The following is a 21,284-nucleotide window of genomic DNA, read 5'->3' on the forward strand; positions in this document are numbered from 1 at the left end:
GTTTGCTACTGGCTGCTTATCGGCTATTTTAGACCTGCAATTTTATCGTCTTGTAAAATAGCGTCTGTTTGTATTTTTACTTTTTCCAAAATATCTTTTAGATTATCTGATGTTTTAATAATTCCGTCGTCTAAAAGGTTTAGTATGGCTTTATCTTGTGCACGACCTCTAAGCATTGCTTCGCGATAGCCAATATGTTCGTTAAAAGTGACTAAGCTATATTTTGATGAATATTCATTAGGGAATTCTTTTTCTAATGCTTGTTCAATTTTTCGTTTTTCTTGAAATATAGCTTGACCAACGTGGTCTTTCATTTCATGAAAATTATCTATTGCTAAATCTGCAATAGCATCTGTGTCTTTTTTTCTAGTTTTTTCGTATTCTGTAAAAACAGTTTCCCAATTACCTTCAAATTTATCTAATACAGTGTCAAACTCGACAACATCTTCAAAAGACGCATTCATACCTTGTCCGTAAAAAGGTACTATTGCGTGTGCTGAATCTCCCATTAATAAGGTGTTACCCTTATAGTGCCAAGGAGAACATTTTACTGTGCCTAAAGGAGCTGTTGGGTTTTCAAAAAAGTCCTCCACCAGATTAGGCATTAAAGCTAATGCATCTGGGAATTCTTTTTGAAAAAACTCGGTTACAATTTCTGGAGTAGTTAAGTTGTTAAAATTATATTTACCTTCAGCATAGCTTAAAAATAGTGTTACAGTAAAGCTACCGTCTAAATTTGGTAGTGCAATAACCATAAAATCTCCTCTAGGCCATATGTGTAATGCGTTTTTATATGTTTTGTAATCTCCTGTTTTTGTTGGTAAGATGCTTAACTCTTTATAACCATGTGTTAAGTAGTTTTGAGAAAAACTGAATAAAAATTTACGCTCTAAATAATAACTTTTGCGTAAAGCAGAACCAGCTCCATCTGTTGCTATTATGCAATCGGCATCTTCAATAAATTTGTGTTTAGAAGTGTAATCTTCAAAAAGAGCAGTCGTGTTTTCAAAATCTACCGATTTGCATTTTTTATTAAAATGAAAGGTAACATTATCATGTTTTTCGGCTTCATCTAAAAGCAAAGCATTTAAGCCACCTCTTGATATTGAGTTAATATACTCATGATCACGACCACTATAATTTGATAAAAAGGTATTGCCTTCTTTATCATGTATCATACGACCATTCATAGGAATACAAAGCGCTTCTACTTGTTTTTCAATACCAACTAGTTTCATTGCTTTATTACCTCTGTCTGAGAATGCTAAATTGATAGAGCGACCTGCAGATATGTCAGTTTTGCGTAAGTCGGGACGCATCTCGTACACGTTAATATTATAGCCTCTTTGTCCAAGTCTTAGTGCTAGTAAGCTTCCGCAAAGTCCTGCACCAATGATTAATATGTTTTGTTTATTAGGCATGTAATTTTTTCTTTATTAACTGTATCTCTTCGTAAGTTAATCTTAACTTATTTAAGGATAACTGTTGTTGTTGATTATTTGAGTCATTAAAACTTAAAGTATTATTCATGCTGTTAAATTTTAATTCTTTAAAATTATGATACTCGTTGTTTGTAACTACAGTGTCTTTAATTAAGACTAATATTCTTTTGTTTGTGATAAATAGATAATCAAATTGATTATTGGCAAAAAAGCTTAGTAAACCTAGTATTTGATATTGCCAAAATCCAATATCACTTTTTTTCTTGAGTTTTAGTAGTATTGTTTCTTCCTTAATAATTTTATAAAAGGCATTCAAAATATAATTATAATAATTGTTTTAAACGCTCTACCATATTGTAAACATCCTGAAAACTGTTGTATAGTGGTATAGGAGCACATCTAATAACATCAGGCTCTCTCCAATCTGTTATAACTCCTGCATTAGTTAATTTGTCATACAAAGATTTATCTGCGTTTTTTACTTGTATAGATAACTGGCAACCTCTTTGGTTTGGATCACTAGGAGTAATTATTTTTATATCCTTGTTGTTTAATTGGTTTATTAAAAACTCAAAATAACCAGTTAATACTTTTGATTTTTCGCAAAGTTTATCAAATCCAGCTTCTTGTATTACATCTAAAGACGCTCTAATAGCAGCCATAGATAATATTGGTGGATTTGAAAGTTGCCAACCCTCTGCACCTGGAAGTTGATCAAATTCGTCACGCATTCTAAATCGTGTCTTTTTGTTATGACTCCACCATCCAGTAAATCTATTTAAATCTTTATTATTAGCATGACGCTCGTGCACAAACGCACCAGATAAACTTCCTGGTCCAGAATTTAAATATTTGTATGTACACCAAACTGCAAAGTCTGCACCAGAATCGTGTAAATTTAATTGGACATTTCCTGCACCATGAGCACAATCAAAACCAACAACACAGCTATGTTTGTGACCTAAATCAGTAATTCGTTTTAAATCAAAAAACTGTCCTGTATAGTAATTTACACCACCTATCATGACTAACGCTATTTCGTCACCATGTTCATTTAAAATGGCTTCTAAATCTTCATAATTAGCTAATTCTTCTCCCTTTCTAGCTTTCCATAGTATTAAACCGTCTTTATCATCATAACCATGATGACGCAATTGTGACTCAACTGCGTATTTATCACTAGGGAAGGCATCAGCCTCTATTAAAATTTTATAACGTTTAGGTGTAGGTTGATAAAAACTAACCATCATAAAATGTAGGTTAGCAGTTAATGAATTCATTACTACAACTTCCAATGGTTTTGCACCAACGATATTAGCCATAGTATCTGTTAAAAACTCATGATAATGTAGCCAAGGGTTTTTACCTTCGGTGTGTCCTTCTACTCCTAAATTTGCCCAATCTTGAAGCTCTTGGTCAATATAAGTTTTAGTTATTTTTGGTTGAAGACCTAATGAGTTTCCGCAGAAATAAATTAAATCCTTTCCGTTTTTATCTTTAGGAATGTGGAATTGTTGACGGTAGTCAGCCAATTGGTCTTCGTTATCTAATTGTTTAGCAAAATCTAAACCTAATTTATAGTTGGTCAAAATGGTTTGTTTTTTAGGTGTCCAACAAAAATAAGAATAATTAGGTTAGAAAGGAAGTAGTTGGTTAAGACAAAAAAAGGGTTTCATAAATATAAATTATGAAACCCTTTGAGATATATGTTGACGCGTAAAGCGGAATTACTTTATATACGTTTTAAGTTTTAATTTGGACTTTTTCTAATTCATTTTTATTGAAATATTAGAAAAATTTAAGTTCCAATTACTATCATTCTGTTTATGATCCTTAGCTATTTTAATACCGTTGTAGTCTTGATAATTTTCAAAAGTTGTGATCATTGAGGGTTTTGTGGTATTACCTTGTCTAAAAATCCATTCTTTAATAATGTAATTTTTATCGTAGTAAAAATCATAGGCATCACCAGGTGTGTAACCACCATCACTGGTATATGTTAGTGTTAATTTGTTTAGTTTAACCTTGCTAATTGGCGCTAATTCTACAATTGTATCAGTAATAGTTGTGCCTTTATCCCATGATATTTGAAAAGGTGCTAAAAGCCAAAATTTATCATTTATAAAACCACGATCAGCCATCATTGCTATACTGTCCATATTGCTTCTGTTGTACGATATAGTGTCTTTATTCGTAATTAGCGTAACTTGTTTGGATTTTGGTTGCCACGACCAAGAGCGTTCAAAATGTGTGCTATCTTTATCTACGTTAAATGTAAAGTCAATTTGGGTTACATTTTTCCAATTTGATATTCCGTTAGCGTTAGCAATTTTTTGAGCAGTAGTCAGTTGTATTTGAGTTGGTTTAACCTCTTTTTTACAAGAAAAACTAGCTATAGCCATTAATATAAGTAATAATTTTTTCATCATTTTTTATTGCAAAGATACGGAAGCCTTTTATTTAAAATAGAAATATTAAATTGGGAACAAATACCAATATTATGAAAACTGATTATTTTAACACCAATAAATCTACTTGGAACGAAAAAGTAAAAATTCATGCCACGAGTGACTTTTATGATATGGATGCCTTTAAAAAAGGAGAAACATCCTTAAAACACTATGAGTTAAAGGCATTACCAAATGTTAGTGGTAAAACGTTATTACATTTACAATGTCATTTTGGTCAAGATACACTTAGTTGGAGCAGGTTAGGAGCTAAGTGCGTGGGTGTTGATATTAGTGATGAAGGTATAAAATTAGCCCAAACTTTAAATAACGATTTGTCTTTAAATGCCAAATTTGTTTGTTGTAATGTTTTAGATACTTCTAGTCATGTCAAGGAAACTTTTGATATAGTGTTTACCAGCTATGGTGTTATAGGTTGGCTACCAGATTTAAAACCATGGGGAAAAATGATAGCTGAGCGTTTAAACAAAGGAGGTGTCTTTTATATTGCAGAATTTCATCCGATAGTTTGGATGTTTGATTATTTAGAAAAAAAGCCTGTAATGCGCTATGCTTATAATAGGGATGAGGTTATTTATGAAGAAGAACAAGGTACTTATGCAGATGAAACTGCTGAAGTGCTATCTAAGACCTATTCATGGAATCATGGTTTAGGCGAAGTTATAAATGCCTTAACCGAAGCTGGGTTACACATTGATTATCTAAATGAATATGATGAAAGTCCGTATAACGTATTGCCAGACTTAATCGAAACTAAATCTGGCAATTTTGAATTAAAAGAAAAACTATATCCTCTTATTTTTGAAATTAAAGCAACTAAGCTTTAGTTTTTGATAATCATTTTTGAACCTATAAGTTTATCAAAACTATAAATCTTTATAAAGTAAGATCCTGATTTAATTTGACTTAAATCTACTGTAGCTTCTTTACTATTTGGGTTTTTATCAATTACTTGTTGACCTAATATATTATAGACTTTAAAGTTGGTTACTTGTGTGTTAGATTTAAATGATACCAAACCATCTGTTGGATTTGGGTATAACTTAAAATTAATATTTTCAATATCCATAACACTTAATGTGCTATCTGTAATATCCAAATTAAAAGTTGAACTATAATTATTACAAGCATCAATTTGGTAAGTGACTGTATAGTTTCCTGTTGTTGATGCTGCTGTATTAATTTCTCCAGTTGCTGCATTTATTGCTAATCCTGGCGTACTAGAGAACGTTCCAATTGCACTACCTGTAATTGTAGGCATTGGATTACTATCCGTTATACTGTAACTGTTTGAAGCGTATTCAAAATTTGCAAAATCGTTATAATGTATGTCTAAAAAAGATACTATAACTGTAGCATAATCATCAGCAAATGGTACTAATGTTTGTGGTCTAGTATCATAAGTATTTCCATTATAAGTCCCTAAATCTCTTACTCGTCTATTAACTTCTGTCATTATACCATCTATACTTCCGCCACCACCAAGTCCATCGCTTGCTGCAGGTCCAGATCCATGACGTTTGTTGCTGTAAAAGTCTCCATCAAAATAGGAGTTAGAATAAGGACGCGTGTCATCACAACTTGTTGATCCTCCATTAAAGTCACTTGGAAGCGTACGATATCCACTACTAACACCACATTGAGAGTAACCTTGTGCATTGTAAAAAGCACCTCCAGTATCACTAAAAATACCACCTAAACTATTTGGGCCTCTTACTAATTGTTCTTGTGTTAACCCTCCAATGTTATTAGTTACTAAGTTGGAAATTGTAGAATTAGATACTGTATTAAGAAAATTTGTAGTTGTGTTATTTAAATCTGAAGCCGAAATATTATAACCAGCTTCTATTCTTGGTATAGCATGACTTTGACCATGTAAGTCTATGTAAAGACCTTTGCCAAACGTGTTCATAACATCAGCACTTGCAGTGTCAATAAAATTATGGTATTCATTCCAGTAAAATAGCGCATCTGAGTCTCCACATGTAGCCTCAGCAGACGCTCTGTTTGGATCTAATTTACTTCTGTGTAAATTATTTATAATAATGTATGGATAACAACCTGTTTGATCATATACAGATTGCTGTATTTCTCTAATTAATATATCAGTATTGTCGTCTCTTTCAACCGTTCCGCAGTTTCTATCAGGTAAACTATTATCGTTATCAGGATATGAAGTGCCTCCAATAGTAAGGCCTGACTGTTTTACACCACCATGTGGCGCAGAAATTATAATTGGAATATTACCTGGAATGTATTCAATATAATTGTTTCCACTTGAGTCAAATTGAGATATTCCTGGAAAAGGAGGCGCAGGCTGTTCCAAAGCAAAGTAGATTGTTTGTGAGATTTCGCTATTAGTAGCAGACGTATTAAAGGAACCATTAAACGTAAATGCAGATTGGCCATCAGTGGTAATGGTTAAGCTGCCTGATCCATTCCATCCATCACCATAAGTATCATAAACGATAACATAGTAACCAGCAGTAGTGCTATTGTTTACTGGGTAATCCATTGGAATGGTTGAAGTGGAGTAAGGATTTGCTTGACTACCAGATCCATCAAAACCGTTATCTATAGTCTCTAATAATGTCCCGTTGGGATCATAAAACTCAACTTTATTTTCTGTTGACCATTGTGGCCAATTAACAGATAAAACTACTTCTGTATTTTGAGCAGAACAAATTGAAAAGAAAACGATAGAAAATATTATAAGTAATTTTTGTTTCATGGTACTAATAGGTTAAATAACGATTTACTGTAAATGTAATTAGTATTGCGCTTAGCAAGTCTAATTACATTTACAGCTTAATTTTAATCGCTAAAATAACCCATTTAACCGATAAACAGTTTTTTATGTCGTTTTATTTTAGGATGTTTGGCATCTTAGATTTAAACTTATTTAATCTAGGAATGGAAACATTTTGTATGTAAGGATTTTCAGGATGTAATTTTTCATAATCTTGATGATAATCTTCGGCAATCCAAAATTTTAGAAAAGGATAAACTTCGGCAGCAACTGTGCTATTTAGTTTTTCAGCTAATGCCTTTTTTTTTGCGTCTATAATTTCTTTTTGTTCTTGATTTTGATAAAAAATAATAGATCTGTACTGACTGCCTCTGTCTGGACCTTGACCATTTACTTGTGTTGGGTTTTGCGAAGCAAAATAAACGTCTACTAAGGTTTCAAAACTTAAAATTTTTGGATCGTATATAACTTCTACTGCTTCAGCATGACCTGTTTGACCTGTGTTACTTTTCTCGTAAGTGGGATTTTGCGTATGACCTCCTGCGTATCCATTAATTACTTCATCTACACCCTTAACGCTTTCATATACAGCTTCTACACACCAAAAACAACCGCTTGCAAAATAGGCTTTTGCTTTTCCGTTTTCTAATGCAACAGTTACTGGAGTTGCTGTTTTAATAGCTTCTTGTTTGGGATTGGTTTGGGCTTGATTGTTACAGCTAAATAATATGGCTAGAAATAATACTGATAATAATTTTTTCATTTTTCTTTTCTTTTTCAATTGGACGTATAAATTATAACATCCTTGCTTATTTACTTATAATTATTTCTTAAAAAATAAATATATAGCAATAAAAAAAGCCTTTACGTTATGTAAAGGCTTTGTATTATAATGAAAAAGGTTTCTATAATTTAGAAAACATTTTTTCCATTTTCTCTCTTTGTTCATCTGCTAAAGCAGCATCAACAAGTATACGTCCACTATGCTCATCCGTAATAATTTTTTTACGTCCAGCAATCTCCATTTGTACTTGTGGTGGAATTGTAAAATAAGATCCACCTGATGCACCTCTTTCGATTGGTACAACAGCTAGACCATTTTTTACGTTTACTCTAATACGGTTGTAAGCTTTTACTAAACGCGCTTCGATTTTTTTCTTGTAATCTTCAGACTTGTCTATAAGTGCTTTTTCTTCTTTTTCAGTTTCTTTTAAGATAGCATCTAACTCACTTTTTTTATGTTTCAAGTGGTTTTCACGCTCTTTGTTATGCTCTTTAGTTTTAGCAATAACGTCTTTTTTCTGCTCAATTTGAGCTTTAAATTCTCTGATATGCTTTTCAGCTAATTCAATTTCTAACTCTTGGTATTCAACCTCTTTAGTTAAAGAATTAAATTCTCTGTTATTTCTAACATTTTTTTGTTGCTCAGAGTATTTTTTAATTAAAGTTTTAGATTCTTCAATTAAATTTTTCTTAGCAGTAATTTCAGCATCTACAGAGCTTAAACTATCTTCTAATTTCTCTAATCTAGTTTTTAATCCTGCAACTTCGTCTTCTAAATCGCTAACCTCTAAAGGTAATTCTCCACGTACGCTTCTTATTTCGTCAATTCTAGAGTCTATTAATTGTAGATCATATAACGCTCTTAGGCGATCTTCTACTGTTGCTTCTTTTGTCTTTGCCATATTTTAAAAATACTTAACAGGATTGGTATTTGTGTTCGATAAAATGAATGCAAAATTAGGGATTTTTTTCGTAAGTATTGCTACTAAACCAATTTTTGTGTACTGTTCACTTTCATAATGTCCTATATCTACTAATAAAATGTTGTTTTCTGCTTGGAAAAAATCATGATATTTAAGGTCTGAAGTTACAAAAGCATCAGCTCCAGCTGCTTTTGCTGCGTTTATGGCAAAGCTTCCGGAACCTCCTAATACTGCAACTTTTTTTATTCTTTTATTTGTTAATTTGCTATGTCTAATTGCTGAAATATCCATTTTTTCTTTCAAATACTGCAAAAACTCAATTTCGGTTTTGGGATTTTCTAGTTCTGCAATCATTCCCATACCAATATTTTGGTTTGTGTTTTCTAAAGTAGTTACTTCAAAAGCTATTTCTTCGTAAGAATGTGTTTTAAATAAAGTTTGTAAAATGGTAGATTCTAAATGTTTTTGAAAGGTGACATTTATTTGTGTTTCAGCTTCGATATAATTTTCTCCTTTTTGACCTATTGTAGGATTAGCTTCTTGATTAGGGTTAAATGATCCTATCCCTTTTGTTGTAAAGCTACAGTTAGAATAGTTTCCAATTTGTCCTGCACCTGCTTTAAATAAGGCGTTTTTTATGGCTTCAACTTCTGATTCTGGTGCGTAAGTTGTTAGTTTTTTTATGGTTTGTTTTTGTGGTATTAATATGCGTTGATTAGTTAAGTTAAGTTGATCACAAAACATGGCATTAACACCATTTTTATCATTATCTAAAGCTGTATGTATAGCGTAAATAGCAATGTTGTTTTGGATAGCTTTCAAAACGGTACGCTCTACATAATTTTTTCCGGTAAGACTTTTAAGGCCTTTAAAAATTATTGGGTGAAAACTTAATATAAAGTTGCAGTTGTTAGCAATTGCTTCGTCAATCACATCTTCCAATGTGTCTAAAGTTACCAATACGTTGGTTATCTTAGTGTTTTTATCGCCAATTAATAAGCCTACGTTGTCAAAATCTTCAGCATATTTTAAAGGCGCAATTTCTTCAAGGTGATTAACAAGTTCTTTTATCAACATACTTTTTGGTCTTTAATATTTAAAACAAATATAAAATATTTACTTTCGTTACTATTATTGTTTGCTCCATTATGTTTTTATAAAAAGATAAATGGGCTTTAAATGTATTAAATGAAGTTTTTAAGATTTATTTTAGTTCCTATTGTACCGTTTTACTATTTAATAACTTGGTTTAGAAACATCATGTTTGATAAAGGTTGGTTGGCTTCTAAATCTTATGATTTTCCAATTATTTGTGTTGGTAACCTTAGTACAGGAGGAACTGGAAAAACTCCAATGGTTGAGTATTTAATACGTTTATTAAAAGATGATGTTAATTTGGCTACCTTAAGTCGAGGTTATGGACGCCAAAGTAAAGGGTTTAGGCTAGGTGATGCTTCGACTAATGCGACAATTTTAGGTGATGAGCCATTTCAGTTTTATAATACGTTTTCAGAAGATATTAAAGTTGCAGTGGATGCAGATAGACAATCTGGTATTGCTAATTTATTGCGTTTAAAGGATAAGCCAGATGTTATTTTGTTGGATGATGCTTTTCAGCATAGAAAAGTTAAAGCAGGATTAAATATCATGTTGACCACTTTTGATAATAGATATACTAAAGACATTGTATTGCCAACTGGTAATTTACGTGAGCCAAAATCAGGAGCTAAGCGTGCAAATATTATAGTTGTAACTAAGTGTCCAGAAGAGATAACAGAAATTATTAAACAGGATATAATTGCTGAAATCAAACCTTTAGCTTATCAACAGGTGTTTTTTAGTAAGATATGTTACAGTGACAAAGTATATTCTGAAAACAAAACAATTGCATTAGATCAATTAATAGGTGATTTTAAATTGGTAACAGGTATTGCTAATGCAAAACCATTAGTGTCCTATTTAAAGAGTAAAGATTTAAGTTTTGAACATTTAAATTTTAAAGATCATCATGAGTTTTTATCCTCAGAAATCGAGTATTTATCAAAGTATGAGCTGATAATCACTACAGAAAAAGATTATATGCGTTTAAAAACGGAAGCTTCTTTACAGGGTAAATTATTTTATCTACCTATTAAAATAGATATTGATAACAGTGATAAGTTTGATGCTATTATTAAGACGTATGGTTTAGGGTAGAATTATCTCCTTTTTCCGATAGCATTAAGGCATTAAAAAGTTTTTTCTCGAAGTCTTCTTGCTTGAAAGGTTTAGGTATAATATCTGTAAATCCAGCTTCTTCAAATTCTTGCATTTTATCCTCAATAGTAACAGCAGTTAATGCAAAAATAGTAAGTTCTTTATCAAAGGTTCTGATAATTTTTGTAGCTTCCATACCGCTAATTCCTGGCATGTGGATGTCCATTAAAACAACATCGTATTTGGTGGTTTTAACCATGTCTACAGCTTCTTCACCATTATCCACAACGTCACAATACAGTTTCATTTTATTCAGGATTTTTTTGGTGATCATTTGGTTGATCTTGTTATCCTCTACAACTAGTATTTTGATATTGCTTAATTCAATTTCGTCAATTTCGTTAAAGTAGTTTGCCTTTTTCTCAACAATAATCTCATTACTTTTTTTCATAGGTATTTCAAAGAAAAAGGTAGTTCCTTTTCCTAGCTGACTTTTCATGTAAATTTTTCCTTTTAATATATCTATCAATCCTTTAACAATGGATAGACCAAGTCCAGTTCCTCCATATTTACGGTTGATTTGAATTGATCCTTGAGAAAAACTTTCAAACATATTTTGTTGCTTTTCTTCACTGATTCCAATACCATTATCTTCTACTTCAAATCTTACTTCAAAGTTTTCTCCATTTTGATTTTGTTTGATAATTCTAATCCAAATATCTCCATCCTTTGTAAATTTAATAGAGTTACCAATTAGGTTAATTAGTATTTGAGAGATTTTTAATTGATCTGCATTAAAATTAGTTGGTAAGTTTTTGTCGTATTCTAAATGCAAGGTGATATTGTTGTCTAAAGCAGAATTATTTAATGCTGACATGACATTTTCAGCTTTCTTTTTAAGATTAAAAACTTCAGGTTCTATATCTACTTTATTAGCTTCAATTTTATTAATTTGAAGGATGTCATTAATAAAAGTTAAAAGGTAATCACCAGAAAATTTAAGTGATTTTAAATGTTGTACTTGGCCAGGTTTTGGGTCTTCCTCCAAAAGCATATTTGTTAATCCTGTTACAGCGTATAAAGGTGTTCTTAACTCATGCGTTACAGTAGATAGGAAGTTAGCTTTGGTTTTGGTGGCCAATTCTGCTTTTTCCATTGCAATGGTTAATTCTGCATTTTTTTTATGTAAAATATTATTAGATTTTAATCTAATATTATTGTTTTTATATAATGAAAGCGTCAATAATGATAAAATTGTAATTAAAGCAATACTTAATATTGTTGTTAGTTTTTCTAACCAAGTTGAGCTTGCCTCTTTTTCTAAATCAGCTTCTTTTTCTTTTTGGTATTCTACGGGATTACTGTAAAGTTTGTCTAACCTTTTATCTGAAGAAAGAAAACCACGCTTAGCCATTAATAATGAATCGTTAAGTTTGATGTGCTTTTTTAAATAGGTATTTGATTTTTTATAATCTTCAGTTTCGTTATAAATATCACTTAATGAAGCATAAGCAATGTTAGTTATGGAAGGGAAGTTGTTTTTATGTGCAATGGTTAATCCTTGTGTAATTAACTTTTCAGCTTCATCAAATTGGCCTAGTTTTATTTTATTTTTTCCTAAATGGACGTAAGCGCTACTAAGTATTTTATTGTTTAAATAGCTTTTAGATATGCTAACCGCTTTTTCATATTCTATTTCTGCTTCTTCGTAGTTTTCTAGGTTATAATAGGCATCACCTTTATATAGGACTGACTCTGCTTCAAAATCATGTAAGTCTTCATTTTCAAAAAGACCTTCTGCAGAAGTAAAATAATCTAGTGCGCGATTAAAATTATTTTTACTCATGTAAACGATACCAATCGTTTTGTAAGTTTCTGCTATGTTAATGTTGTCTTCTGCAAAGCGTTGCTTTTCTATTGCTTTAATTAGCGTTTGAAGGGCTTCGTTAGATTCCTCAGTAATAAATTGAATTTTTCCAATTTTTGAGTAAATTAAACCAATGTTTTTATTGTCATTAATTTGATTAGCCAATGTTAGGGCTTCGTCTAAATCACTTTGGGCTTTGTAATATTGATTGTTATCAATATTTTTTTGAGCTTGACTAATGTTAAAGTTTATTTTGCTCTTAATGACTTCCTTTTCTTTTTCTGTTAAGTTTTGTGCTTGTAGATTTAATCCTACAAAACACAATATTAAGCACGTGAAAAATTTTATAAAATGGGATTTCATTGGTTGGGTATATAAAAACAAATATAAATATTTATACTCTAAAAGTTATTTTTATTCCGATAAATTGGAAATCAAATCTATTATTCGGCTAGAGTAACCAGTTTCGTTGTCATACCATCCAATAATTTTTACCATGTTACCTATAACAGAGGTCATTTGAGCATCAAAAATACAGGAGTGTGGATTGCCAACAATATCTATGGATACTATTGGATCCTCAGTGTATTCTAAGATGTTTTTAAATTTGCCTTTAGATGCATTTTTAAAAGCCTGATTTATAGCTTCAATAGTAACCGTTTTTTTGACATTAAAAGTAATATCTGTTAACGATCCATTGGCTACAGGAACTCTAATTCCGCATCCACCAATTACATTTGATAACTCAGGAAATATTTTTGTTAAAGCCTTGGCAGCTCCTGTTGTTGTTGGTACAATACTTTGTCCAGCAGCTCTAGCACGTCGTAAATCCCTGTGTGGCTGATCGTGTAGGCTTTGGTCTGTGGTGTACGAGTGTATTGTTGTTATGTATGCTTGGTTAATACCGCAAAGCTCGTTGATTATGTCAATCATTGGAGCTGCGTTATTTGTAGTACATGAGGCGTTTGATATTATAGTTTCAGTACCATCTAAATCGTTTTGATTAATGCCTAAAACAATAGTTTTAATATCATCTTCAGTTGGAGGTACGCTTAATATTACGCGCTTAGCTCCATTGTTTATATGATGTTGTAAATCTTCTGTAGTTTTAAATTTTCCGGTTGCTTCAATAACAAAATCTGGAGCAAATTGGGACCAATCTATAGTTTTAGGATGTGTTTGGTTTAAAAGAGAAACAGACACATTGTTTACTAATATAGTGTTTTCTGTGGAAGAAATTTCAGCAGGAAACACACCATGTATACTATCATACTTTAGTAAATGACTTAACGTTTTTGCATCTGCTAAATCATTTATGGCAACAACCTTAATATTGGGATTATTATGTAGTAGTCTAAAAACGCGTCTTCCAATACGTCCAAAACCATTAATAGCTACTGTAATCATATTTAATTTATGTGTTTTTGTGCTTTATATGAAGAACGTACTAATGCGCTACTTTCTACATGTCTAAATCCAAGTTTTAGTCCTATTTCTTCATACTCTTTAAATTCGTCAGGAAGTATAAATCGTTTAACAGGTAAGTGTTTTTTACTTGGTTGTAAATATTGACCAATGGTAACAACATCCACATCGTTATCACGTAAATCGTGTAAGGTTTGAATAACTTCCTCGCGCGCTTCTCCAAGACCTAGCATAATCCCAGACTTTGTTCTGCGTTGTCCTTGTTGTTTTAAGTATTTTAATACGCCTAAACTTCTTTCGTATTTAGCTTGAATACGGACTTCTCTGGTTAGTCTTTTTACGGTTTCAATGTTATGAGAGACCACTTCTGGAGCTACATCAATAATTCTGTCAATGTGCATTTCTACACCTTGAAAATCAGGGATTAATGTTTCTAAAGTTGTTTGTGGATTCATTCGTCTAACAGCATCTACTGTTTCTGCCCACATGATGCTTCCCATATCTTTAAGGTCATCTCTGTCCACACTGGTTAATACAGCGTGTTTAATTCCCATAATCTTAATCGAACGCGCTACTTTTTCCGGTTCGTCCCAATCTACATCCTCTGGACGACCAGTTTTTACACCGCAAAAACCACAAGATCTGGTACAAACATTTCCTAAAATCATAAAAGTTGCAGTTCCTTCTCCCCAACATTCTCCCATATTAGGACAGCTTCCAGACGCACAAATAGTGTTTAATTTGTATTTGTCTACTAATCCTCTTAATTCGGTATATTTTTTACCTGTTGGTAATTTAACGCGTAACCATTTTGGTTTAGGTTGTCTTTCTGGTAATATATTTGATGCAGTTTCTGTATTCATAGTTGCAATTTTGTAGATGCAAAGATACGAAGTATTTTGGTTAAAATTTAAGGAGTAGGAGTAAAGTAGGGTAAGCTAATAATTACTTTTTTTGAATAATTTCTGCTAATAATTTTTTAGCACGAAGTAACTTTACTTTTATATTATTAATTGGCTCTTTTAGCTCGTCAGAAATTTCTTTATAACTTAATTCTTGAAAGTATCTTAAGTTTATTACTTCTTGATAATGTGGTTTTAGCTTTTTAATGTCACGAAGTAATTTAGCTAAATTTTGTTCTGTAATTAGTTTGTCTTCAACAGATGGTGTTTCGTCTAAAACTTGATAGACAGCATTGTCATCTGTACTTGAAATAGCTTGTTTAATGCTGTTTTTTTGTTTTCTAATAATATCAATATGAATGTTTTTAGAAATTGTAATTAACCAAGTATTAAATGCGTATTTGCTGTCGTAAGTTTTTATTTTGTCAAAAGCTTTAGAGAAGGTTTGAATGGTAATGTCTTCTGCATCGTTTTCATTTTGGATGCGTTTAAGTTGAAAACCATAAACCTTATCCCAATAATTATGAAGTAAATAATTAAACGCTTTTTGGTCGTTTTGTTTGGCTCTTTTTATTGCTTCTTCTATTTCCAATAATTTGGTTTTGAAATTTTGTTGGCTATAAAGATACTAAATTGCAATACAATCAAGGTTATTTCTAGGATTGGTAACAATAAAATGGTGTCTTTTTCGTCTAATTTATTTGCAGAAAAGCCTAAACTTAAAAATTGAATGATAAAACGTAAAATAATTAGACCCAAAACAAAAGGCCATAAATAGGTGGTTATGGCTAATACAATCGCTAATATCCAAAATAGTATTTGCGAGACATAGAAACTAGCCAATAAAAATTGATGTTTAAATTTATAATATTGAGCAGTTGACACATGTCTCCGTTTTTGTTTAAACCAACCCTTTAATGATGTTTTTGGTATGGAAGAGGTAAAACCTTCTTTATTGTAACAAATTGCTGTGTTGGTTGCATTAGCAGCTTCGTTGATAAAAAGATCATCATCTCCAGATCTAATTTTCATGTGTTTAATAAAACCATTAGTTTTAAAAAACTCATCTCTATGGTAGGCTAAATTACGACCAACACCCATAAAAGGAATCCCAACTTTTGCAAACGAAAAATATTGTGTTGCAGTCAGCAAGGTTTCAAATCTGATTAGTTTATTTAAAAATGAGTTTTTTATTTTGTTATACGCACCATAACCTAAAATTATGGTGTTTTCGTCATTAAAACTTTGACTCATTTTGTCGATCCATTGGTTTGAAACCGGTTGGCAATCTGCATCAATAAACAGTAAATGATTGTGTGTGGCAGCTTTTATACCTAGTGAGAGTGCGTATTTTTTATTTCCCCAAAAGGCTTCAATATTTTTTACATCTACAATTTTAATATTGCTATGTTTAGATTTAAAATCTTCAAAAACATCTAAAGTCTCATCGTGAGATGAGTCGTTTATTAGTACCACTTCAAAATTGGGATACGATTGATTTAATATGCTAGGTAGAAATTTTTTAAGGTTTTGTGCTTCGTTTTTTGCACATATAATTACAGAAATTGGATAGTTTCTGTTTAAAGAGGTTGTAACACTTTTAGAAAAAGCAAAGCTGCCAAATAACATAGCATAATATAATACCTGAATAACAACCACAGCTACAAAGCTGTAGAATAAAACCTCAAGTATTAGCATGTATTAAGAATGTTGCGTTTCGTTGCAGTTGTCAAACTGATCTGGAGTTTTACCGCAAAATCCGCAAGATTCTCCTGTTGTGTTTAGCATAGGATTTTGACTTGCACAAGTACCAGCAAATTTACCATCTTTTTTTGCCCATATTTTAATTGCTATTCCAGCAAAACCTAATGCTAGAAGACCTAATGTAAGTAGTAAAAGTTTCAAATTATTTTTCTTTTTTGTGGCTACAAAGATACTAAATTTTAAAGAATAATGTAAAGGTTTTATAAAACCTCTAACAGTGTTTTTATTTTTTATATCTATTAAAGTTGTTTTTTATCGAATTTTTTATTCAAGCGAAAAATAAGTACCCAAGATTTGATTTTTTTAAATACCTTAAACCCTTAACTTTTAATTATTTAGATTATGAAAAAATTATTGGCAGAATGTTTTGGAACTTTTTGGTTAGTTTTTGGAGGTTGTGGTAGTGCAGTCTTTGCAGCTGGTTATCCAGATTTAGGTATTGGATTTGTTGGTGTAGCTTTAGCTTTTGGATTATCCGTATTAACTATGGCTTACGCTGTTGGTCACGTATCTGGAGCGCATTTTAATCCTGCGGTATCTATAGGTTTATGGGCTGGTGGTAAGTTTCCTGCAAAGGAGCTGCCTGGTTACATTATTGCACAATTAGCTGGAGCTATTTTAGCAGCTGCAGCTTTATTATATATTATTTCTGGTAAAGCAGGATTTTCTGGTCAAGGTGGTTTTGCTGCTAATGGTTATGGCGCTTTGTCTCCTGATGGTTATTCCATGATGTCTGCTTTGGTGACTGAGTTTATTTTGACCTTATTTTTTCTATTAATAATATTAGGAAGTACGTACCCTAAAGCACCAAAAGGATTTGCAGGTATTGCTATTGGTTTAGCTTTAACTTTAATTCATTTAATTAGTATTCCTATAACAAATACGTCTGTTAATCCAGCAAGATCAACTAGTCAAGCTTTATTTGCCGAAGGTGGTGAATATATGGGGCAACTATGGTTGTTTTGGTTAGCACCAATTGCAGGTGCAATTGTAGCTGGTTTAATCCATAAAGCATTGTTTAGTAAGGATTAAATCGTCAAATTTTGACATAAAAAAAGCCTCATAATAGTTATGAGGCTTTTTTATATAGTAAAACTAATTAGTCGTTAATCTTTAACGAGATCTCTGCAACAGGTGTGTCATTTGATCTAAATTGACTACCTCCTTTAGGTTCTATGGATATACTTAAACCTAAGGCGTCTTCTGTATATGGTATTTCTTGTAAGCGTCTGTCAGCTTCACTTAGCACACCAAGGTTAACCATTTTATCTTGTAAGTTAGCCCAAATTTGATATACTTTGTCATCAGGTAATTGAGGTAAGGATACTACATCAATCATAGATTTTTTTTCTTCTGGATTAATGTAAGCTACAGTTTTAAGGTTTTTAGCTCTAGTATTTCCTGTTAACACATATTTTTCTGTTTCAGGATTATTTAATTGTTCAAACTGTTGTAATACTTTATTTAAAGTACTATTGTTATTGGAAATATCACTTCTTAAATCAAAGATTTCATCAGCGATAGTTTGATTTTCATCTACTAAATTATTGTTTTGATTAAGTAGATAAACAGAGCTTCCTGCAAATAATAGTGCAGCCACACTTGCAGCAATTGCTAAGCTATACCATTTTTTTGATTTTTCTGGTTTTAATGCTATTACTGGTTTATCGTCTAAAGTATCTAGAACATTATCTAAAATAGATTTTGGTGCTTTTACTGCATTTAATTGCGTAGTAAATTCTAGCTTGTCTTCAAGCTTTTGAAATGCTTTTTTAACTTGTGGGTATTCTGATATGTAATGCTCTACCTCTAAAGTTTCTGAAGCTGTAGTTAGACCTATTAAATATCTGTCTAATAAGTCAGTGTCTAAAAATGTTTTTACTTTCTGATTCATCATTTTACAATTAAGGGTTGTAAATTTTTTTCAATTCACGTAACGCAATTTTTAATCTTGATTTTATTGTACCTAACGGTATGTCTAATTCTTCGCTTGCTTCTTGTTGCGTCATTCCTTCAAAAAAGAGCGCGTTTATAACTATTTGATACTTTTCGTCTAAAGTGTTCAAATGCTTTTTAATATCTAAAACATCCTCGTTTAAACTATTAGTTGTCAGTTTATATACGTTTGAATCTTCGATTTGGACTTCTTTATTAGATTTATTATTTACAGATCTAATCTTATCGATTGCCGAGTTATATGCAATGCGGTATAGCCAAGTGAATAATTTGGCTTTATCAGGATTATAACTTTTACCTTTTTTCCAAACTTTTATTAAAGTCTCTTGAAGCACGTCTTGCGCTAAGTCGTCATCCGAAATCACTTTTTTTATGACTCCAAATAATGCATCAGCATAATTTTCGTATAACAAATTAATGGCTTGTTTATCGCCATTTTTAAGGTGTGTTATAATATGTTTTTCTAAAGAAAATTCCAAGCTATTGTATGTAGTTGTTAGTTAACTAATTTAAATTGAAGTTATTTTATATTGTGTCAAAAGATATTTACTTCAGCTTCAATTGAAATATTAAAGATACGATAAATAGTATTTTGTATTAATTTTGAAAGGTTTAAAATGTCTTCTCCTTTAGCGTCGTCATAATTAACTAGTACTAAGGCTTGTTTTTTATGTACGCCATAATTACCAAATGTTTTTCCTTTAAAACCTGCGGTTTCAATTAACCATCCAGCAGGTATTTTTATTTCGTTTTCAGAAATCACATAGTGTGGCACTTCTTTAAAGTTATCTTGCAATTGTAAGAACTGAGCTTTTGAAATAACAGGGTTTTTAAAAAAACTTCCAGAATTGCCAATAATTTTAGGGTCTGGTAATTTGCTTTCGCGAATAGCTATAACTGCTTTGGAGATGTCTTGTATTGTGGGTTGGGTAATATTCATGGTTTCTAACGCTGTAGTTATAGCACCATAATTAGTATGCAAAATGTGGTTTTTAGTTGTTAGTTTAAAAACCACACTTGTTATTATATATTTTCCTTTTGCATCTTGTTTAAATATTGAATGTCTATACCCAAAATCACAGTCCTGCTTAGTAAAAGTTTCTATTTTTAAAGTGTCTAGATTTAGAGCATTGCAAGAGTAAAAATGATCTTTTAATTCTACACCATAAGCGCCAATATTTTGTATCGGACTTGAGCCAACATTACCAGGGATTAAAGACAAATTTTCTAAACCGCCAAAATCTTGTTTTAGTGTCCATTCTACAAATTCATGCCAGTTTTCACCAGCTTGACACTCTATTAATACATGATTATCTGTAGTGTCAACAATAGTTTTTCCTTTAAGATTTAATTGTATCACTAAAGCATCTACAGGTTTGGTTAGTAACATATTGCTACCACCACCAAGGATAAATTTATTGGTGTTTTTGTAATTAGAATAGATAAACCTTAAATCTTGGACTGTACTAACTGCTACAAATTGTTTAGCGTTAACATCTATGCCAAAAGTATTATAAGGTTTTAAAGATATGTCGTTTAAAATTTGCACTAGTCTTTATATACTTTTAATGCTTGTTTGATAATATTTACTGCTTTTTTTAAACTGTCTTGATTTAATACATAAGCAATACGGATTTGATTTAATCCAACTCCAGGTGTGCTGTAAAAACCTGCAGCAGGAGCGACCATAACGGTTTCTCCATCAATATCAAAATCTTCTAAAAGCCATTGTGCAAAAGCGTCACTATTTTTTATAGGTAATTGTGCGATACAATAAAAAGCACCTTTTGGATTAGCTACTTGGACACCATCTATTTTTTGCAATTCTGCGATAAGCACATTACGTCTTTCAACGTACTCTTCAATAACATCGTCAAAATAACTTTGAGGTGTTTCTAAAGCAGCTTCACTAGCAATTTGTGCCAAGGTTGGAGGGCTTAATCTTGCTTGTGCAAATTTTAATGCAGTTGCGATAACTTCTTTGTTTTTAGAGACTAAACAACCAATTCTTGCACCACACATGCTGTAACGTTTAGATACAGAGTCTATGACTATTGCATGGTCGTCTAAACCTTGTTCTTGTAATATGGAATAGTGTTTTGCTCCATCGTAAGCAAACTCACGATAAACCTCGTCAGCTATTAAAAACAAATCATGCTTTTTAACTATTTCGGCTAATTTTTTTATTTCGTCTTTTGAATATAAATAACCTGTTGGGTTTCCTGGATTACAGATTAATATTGCTTTAGTTTTTGGTGTGATAAGTTTTTCAAACTCTTCAATTGCAGGTAAGGCAAAATTGTCTTCTATTTTAGAAATTACAGGTACGACCTTAACACCAGATGCAGTTGAAAATCCATTGTAATTTGCATAAAAAGGTTCTGGAATAATCACTTCGTCATCAACATCCATTATGCTTCCAAAAGCAAAAAGTAATGCTTCACTACCACCTGTGGTTACAATAATATCGTCATGTTTTACATGGATATCATTTTTTTGGTAATAGTTGGCGATTTTTTTACGATACTCTTCAGATCCTTCAGATCGTGTATAAGCTAATATATCTAAGCCATGCATTTTTACTGCATCAAGAGCTGCTTGTGGTGTTTTAATATCTGGTTGCCCAATATTTAAATGATAAACAGTTTTTCCCATCTTATATGCTTTTTCAGCAAAAGGAACTAACTTTCTTATTGGTGACTGTGGCATTGATTGCCCTTTTTGAGAAATTTTTGGCATTACATATCGTTTAGGTTGCAAATTTGCAAAAAATAATTGTAATGTTTCTTTAAAAAAAGACCTTTTAAAA

The 21,284-nt window shown here is 31.6% G+C and carries 21 protein-coding genes; 3 read left to right on the forward strand and 18 right to left on the reverse strand.

The features are described from left to right. Window positions 1-23: 23 nt before the first annotated feature. The 4 genes from V6251_RS09625 to V6251_RS09640 form a co-directional block, all read right to left on the reverse strand. Complete coding sequence (locus V6251_RS09625; protein ID WP_341588055.1) at window positions 24-1,421, reverse strand: FAD-dependent oxidoreductase; 1,398 nt, start codon at window positions 1,419-1,421, stop codon at window positions 24-26. Next, complete coding sequence (locus V6251_RS09630; RefSeq protein ID WP_341588056.1) at window positions 1,414-1,758, reverse strand: hypothetical protein; 345 nt, start codon at window positions 1,756-1,758, stop codon at window positions 1,414-1,416. The genes V6251_RS09625 and V6251_RS09630 overlap by 8 nt, the downstream gene beginning before the upstream one ends. Window positions 1,759-1,765: 7 nt before the next feature. Further along, the gene (kynU, locus tag V6251_RS09635; protein ID WP_341588057.1) at window positions 1,766-3,031 is read right to left on the reverse strand and encodes a kynureninase; all 1,266 of its coding nucleotides are present in this window, start codon (window positions 3,029-3,031) and stop codon (window positions 1,766-1,768) included. Window positions 3,032-3,208: 177 nt separating this feature from the next. Beyond that, complete coding sequence (locus V6251_RS09640; RefSeq protein ID WP_341588058.1) at window positions 3,209-3,871, reverse strand: hypothetical protein; 663 nt, start codon at window positions 3,869-3,871, stop codon at window positions 3,209-3,211. A 71-nt stretch (window positions 3,872-3,942) separates the two neighbouring features. On the opposite strand from V6251_RS09640, the gene V6251_RS09645 reads away from it, so the two are divergent. Continuing rightward, the gene (locus V6251_RS09645) at window positions 3,943-4,737 is read left to right on the forward strand and encodes a class I SAM-dependent methyltransferase (protein WP_341588059.1); all 795 of its coding nucleotides are present in this window, start codon (window positions 3,943-3,945) and stop codon (window positions 4,735-4,737) included. Here V6251_RS09645 and V6251_RS09650 read toward each other — a convergent pair. The 4 genes from V6251_RS09650 to V6251_RS09665 form a co-directional block, all read right to left on the reverse strand. Then, the gene (locus V6251_RS09650; protein ID WP_341588060.1) at window positions 4,734-6,641 is read right to left on the reverse strand and encodes a T9SS type A sorting domain-containing protein; all 1,908 of its coding nucleotides are present in this window, start codon (window positions 6,639-6,641) and stop codon (window positions 4,734-4,736) included. The genes V6251_RS09645 and V6251_RS09650 overlap by 4 nt on opposite strands. Before the next feature lie 133 nt (window positions 6,642-6,774). Further along, the gene (gene msrA, locus V6251_RS09655; RefSeq protein WP_341588061.1) at window positions 6,775-7,422 is read right to left on the reverse strand and encodes a peptide-methionine (S)-S-oxide reductase MsrA; all 648 of its coding nucleotides are present in this window, start codon (window positions 7,420-7,422) and stop codon (window positions 6,775-6,777) included. Between the two features lie 142 nt (window positions 7,423-7,564). Then, window positions 7,565-8,344, reverse strand: coding sequence for a zinc ribbon domain-containing protein (locus V6251_RS09660; RefSeq protein WP_145002867.1), 780 nt, complete (start codon window positions 8,342-8,344; stop codon window positions 7,565-7,567). A gap of 3 nt (window positions 8,345-8,347) precedes the next feature. After that, window positions 8,348-9,442: a Nif3-like dinuclear metal center hexameric protein gene (locus V6251_RS09665; protein WP_341588062.1), complete on the reverse strand. Its 1,095-nt coding sequence runs from the start codon at window positions 9,440-9,442 to the stop codon at window positions 8,348-8,350. A 111-nt stretch (window positions 9,443-9,553) separates the two neighbouring features. Between V6251_RS09665 and lpxK the strand changes: the two genes are divergently transcribed. Continuing rightward, a complete protein-coding gene (lpxK, locus tag V6251_RS09670) occupies window positions 9,554-10,561 on the forward strand; it encodes a tetraacyldisaccharide 4'-kinase (protein WP_341588063.1) in 1,008 nt (335 codons plus the stop codon). On the opposite strand, the gene V6251_RS09675 is transcribed toward lpxK, so the two are convergent. The 6 genes from V6251_RS09675 to V6251_RS09700 form a co-directional block, all read right to left on the reverse strand. Beyond that, the gene (locus V6251_RS09675) at window positions 10,539-12,791 is read right to left on the reverse strand and encodes a tetratricopeptide repeat-containing hybrid sensor histidine kinase/response regulator (RefSeq protein ID WP_341588064.1); all 2,253 of its coding nucleotides are present in this window, start codon (window positions 12,789-12,791) and stop codon (window positions 10,539-10,541) included. The two genes, lpxK and V6251_RS09675, sit on opposite strands and share 23 nt — an antisense overlap. A 51-nt stretch (window positions 12,792-12,842) precedes the next feature. After that, window positions 12,843-13,835: a type I glyceraldehyde-3-phosphate dehydrogenase gene (gene gap, locus V6251_RS09680; protein WP_145002855.1), complete on the reverse strand. Its 993-nt coding sequence runs from the start codon at window positions 13,833-13,835 to the stop codon at window positions 12,843-12,845. A 2-nt stretch (window positions 13,836-13,837) separates the two neighbouring features. After that, the gene (gene lipA / locus V6251_RS09685) at window positions 13,838-14,716 is read right to left on the reverse strand and encodes a lipoyl synthase (protein WP_145002852.1); all 879 of its coding nucleotides are present in this window, start codon (window positions 14,714-14,716) and stop codon (window positions 13,838-13,840) included. 82 nt (window positions 14,717-14,798) lie between these two features. Continuing rightward, complete coding sequence (locus tag V6251_RS09690) at window positions 14,799-15,347, reverse strand: RNA polymerase sigma factor (RefSeq protein ID WP_145002849.1); 549 nt, start codon at window positions 15,345-15,347, stop codon at window positions 14,799-14,801. After that, a complete protein-coding gene (locus tag V6251_RS09695; RefSeq protein WP_341588065.1) occupies window positions 15,338-16,453 on the reverse strand; it encodes a glycosyltransferase in 1,116 nt (371 codons plus the stop codon). The genes V6251_RS09690 and V6251_RS09695 overlap by 10 nt, the downstream gene beginning before the upstream one ends. A 3-nt stretch (window positions 16,454-16,456) precedes the next feature. Next, the gene (locus V6251_RS09700) at window positions 16,457-16,660 is read right to left on the reverse strand and encodes a hypothetical protein (RefSeq protein ID WP_028283727.1); all 204 of its coding nucleotides are present in this window, start codon (window positions 16,658-16,660) and stop codon (window positions 16,457-16,459) included. Between the two features lie 201 nt (window positions 16,661-16,861). On the opposite strand from V6251_RS09700, the gene aqpZ reads away from it, so the two are divergent. Then, complete coding sequence (aqpZ, locus tag V6251_RS09705) at window positions 16,862-17,551, forward strand: aquaporin Z (protein WP_341588066.1); 690 nt, start codon at window positions 16,862-16,864, stop codon at window positions 17,549-17,551. Between the two features lie 67 nt (window positions 17,552-17,618). Here the strand turns inward: aqpZ and V6251_RS09710 are convergent, their stop codons facing one another. The 4 genes from V6251_RS09710 to V6251_RS09725 are packed head-to-tail and all read right to left on the reverse strand — an operon-like array spanning window position 17,619 to window position 21,214. Then, window positions 17,619-18,416: an anti-sigma factor gene (locus V6251_RS09710; RefSeq protein ID WP_292949999.1), complete on the reverse strand. Its 798-nt coding sequence runs from the start codon at window positions 18,414-18,416 to the stop codon at window positions 17,619-17,621. A 7-nt stretch (window positions 18,417-18,423) separates the two neighbouring features. Next, window positions 18,424-18,954, reverse strand: a complete 531-nt coding sequence (locus tag V6251_RS09715; RefSeq protein WP_028283724.1) for an RNA polymerase sigma factor — start codon at window positions 18,952-18,954, stop codon at window positions 18,424-18,426. A 56-nt stretch (window positions 18,955-19,010) separates the two neighbouring features. Then, on the reverse strand, window positions 19,011-20,024 hold the full coding sequence (murB, locus tag V6251_RS09720; protein ID WP_341588067.1) for a UDP-N-acetylmuramate dehydrogenase: 1,014 nt from the start codon (window positions 20,022-20,024) through the stop codon (window positions 19,011-19,013). Then, entirely contained in the window at window positions 20,024-21,214 is a 1,191-nt protein-coding gene (locus tag V6251_RS09725) for a pyridoxal phosphate-dependent aminotransferase (RefSeq protein WP_145002840.1), read from the reverse strand. Before V6251_RS09725 ends, murB begins: the two co-directional genes overlap by 1 nt. Window positions 21,215-21,284: the final 70 nt, after the last annotated feature.

The organism is Olleya sp. Ti.3.14 (assembly GCF_038154885.1).
Lineage (GTDB): Bacteria > Bacteroidota > Bacteroidia > Flavobacteriales > Flavobacteriaceae > Olleya.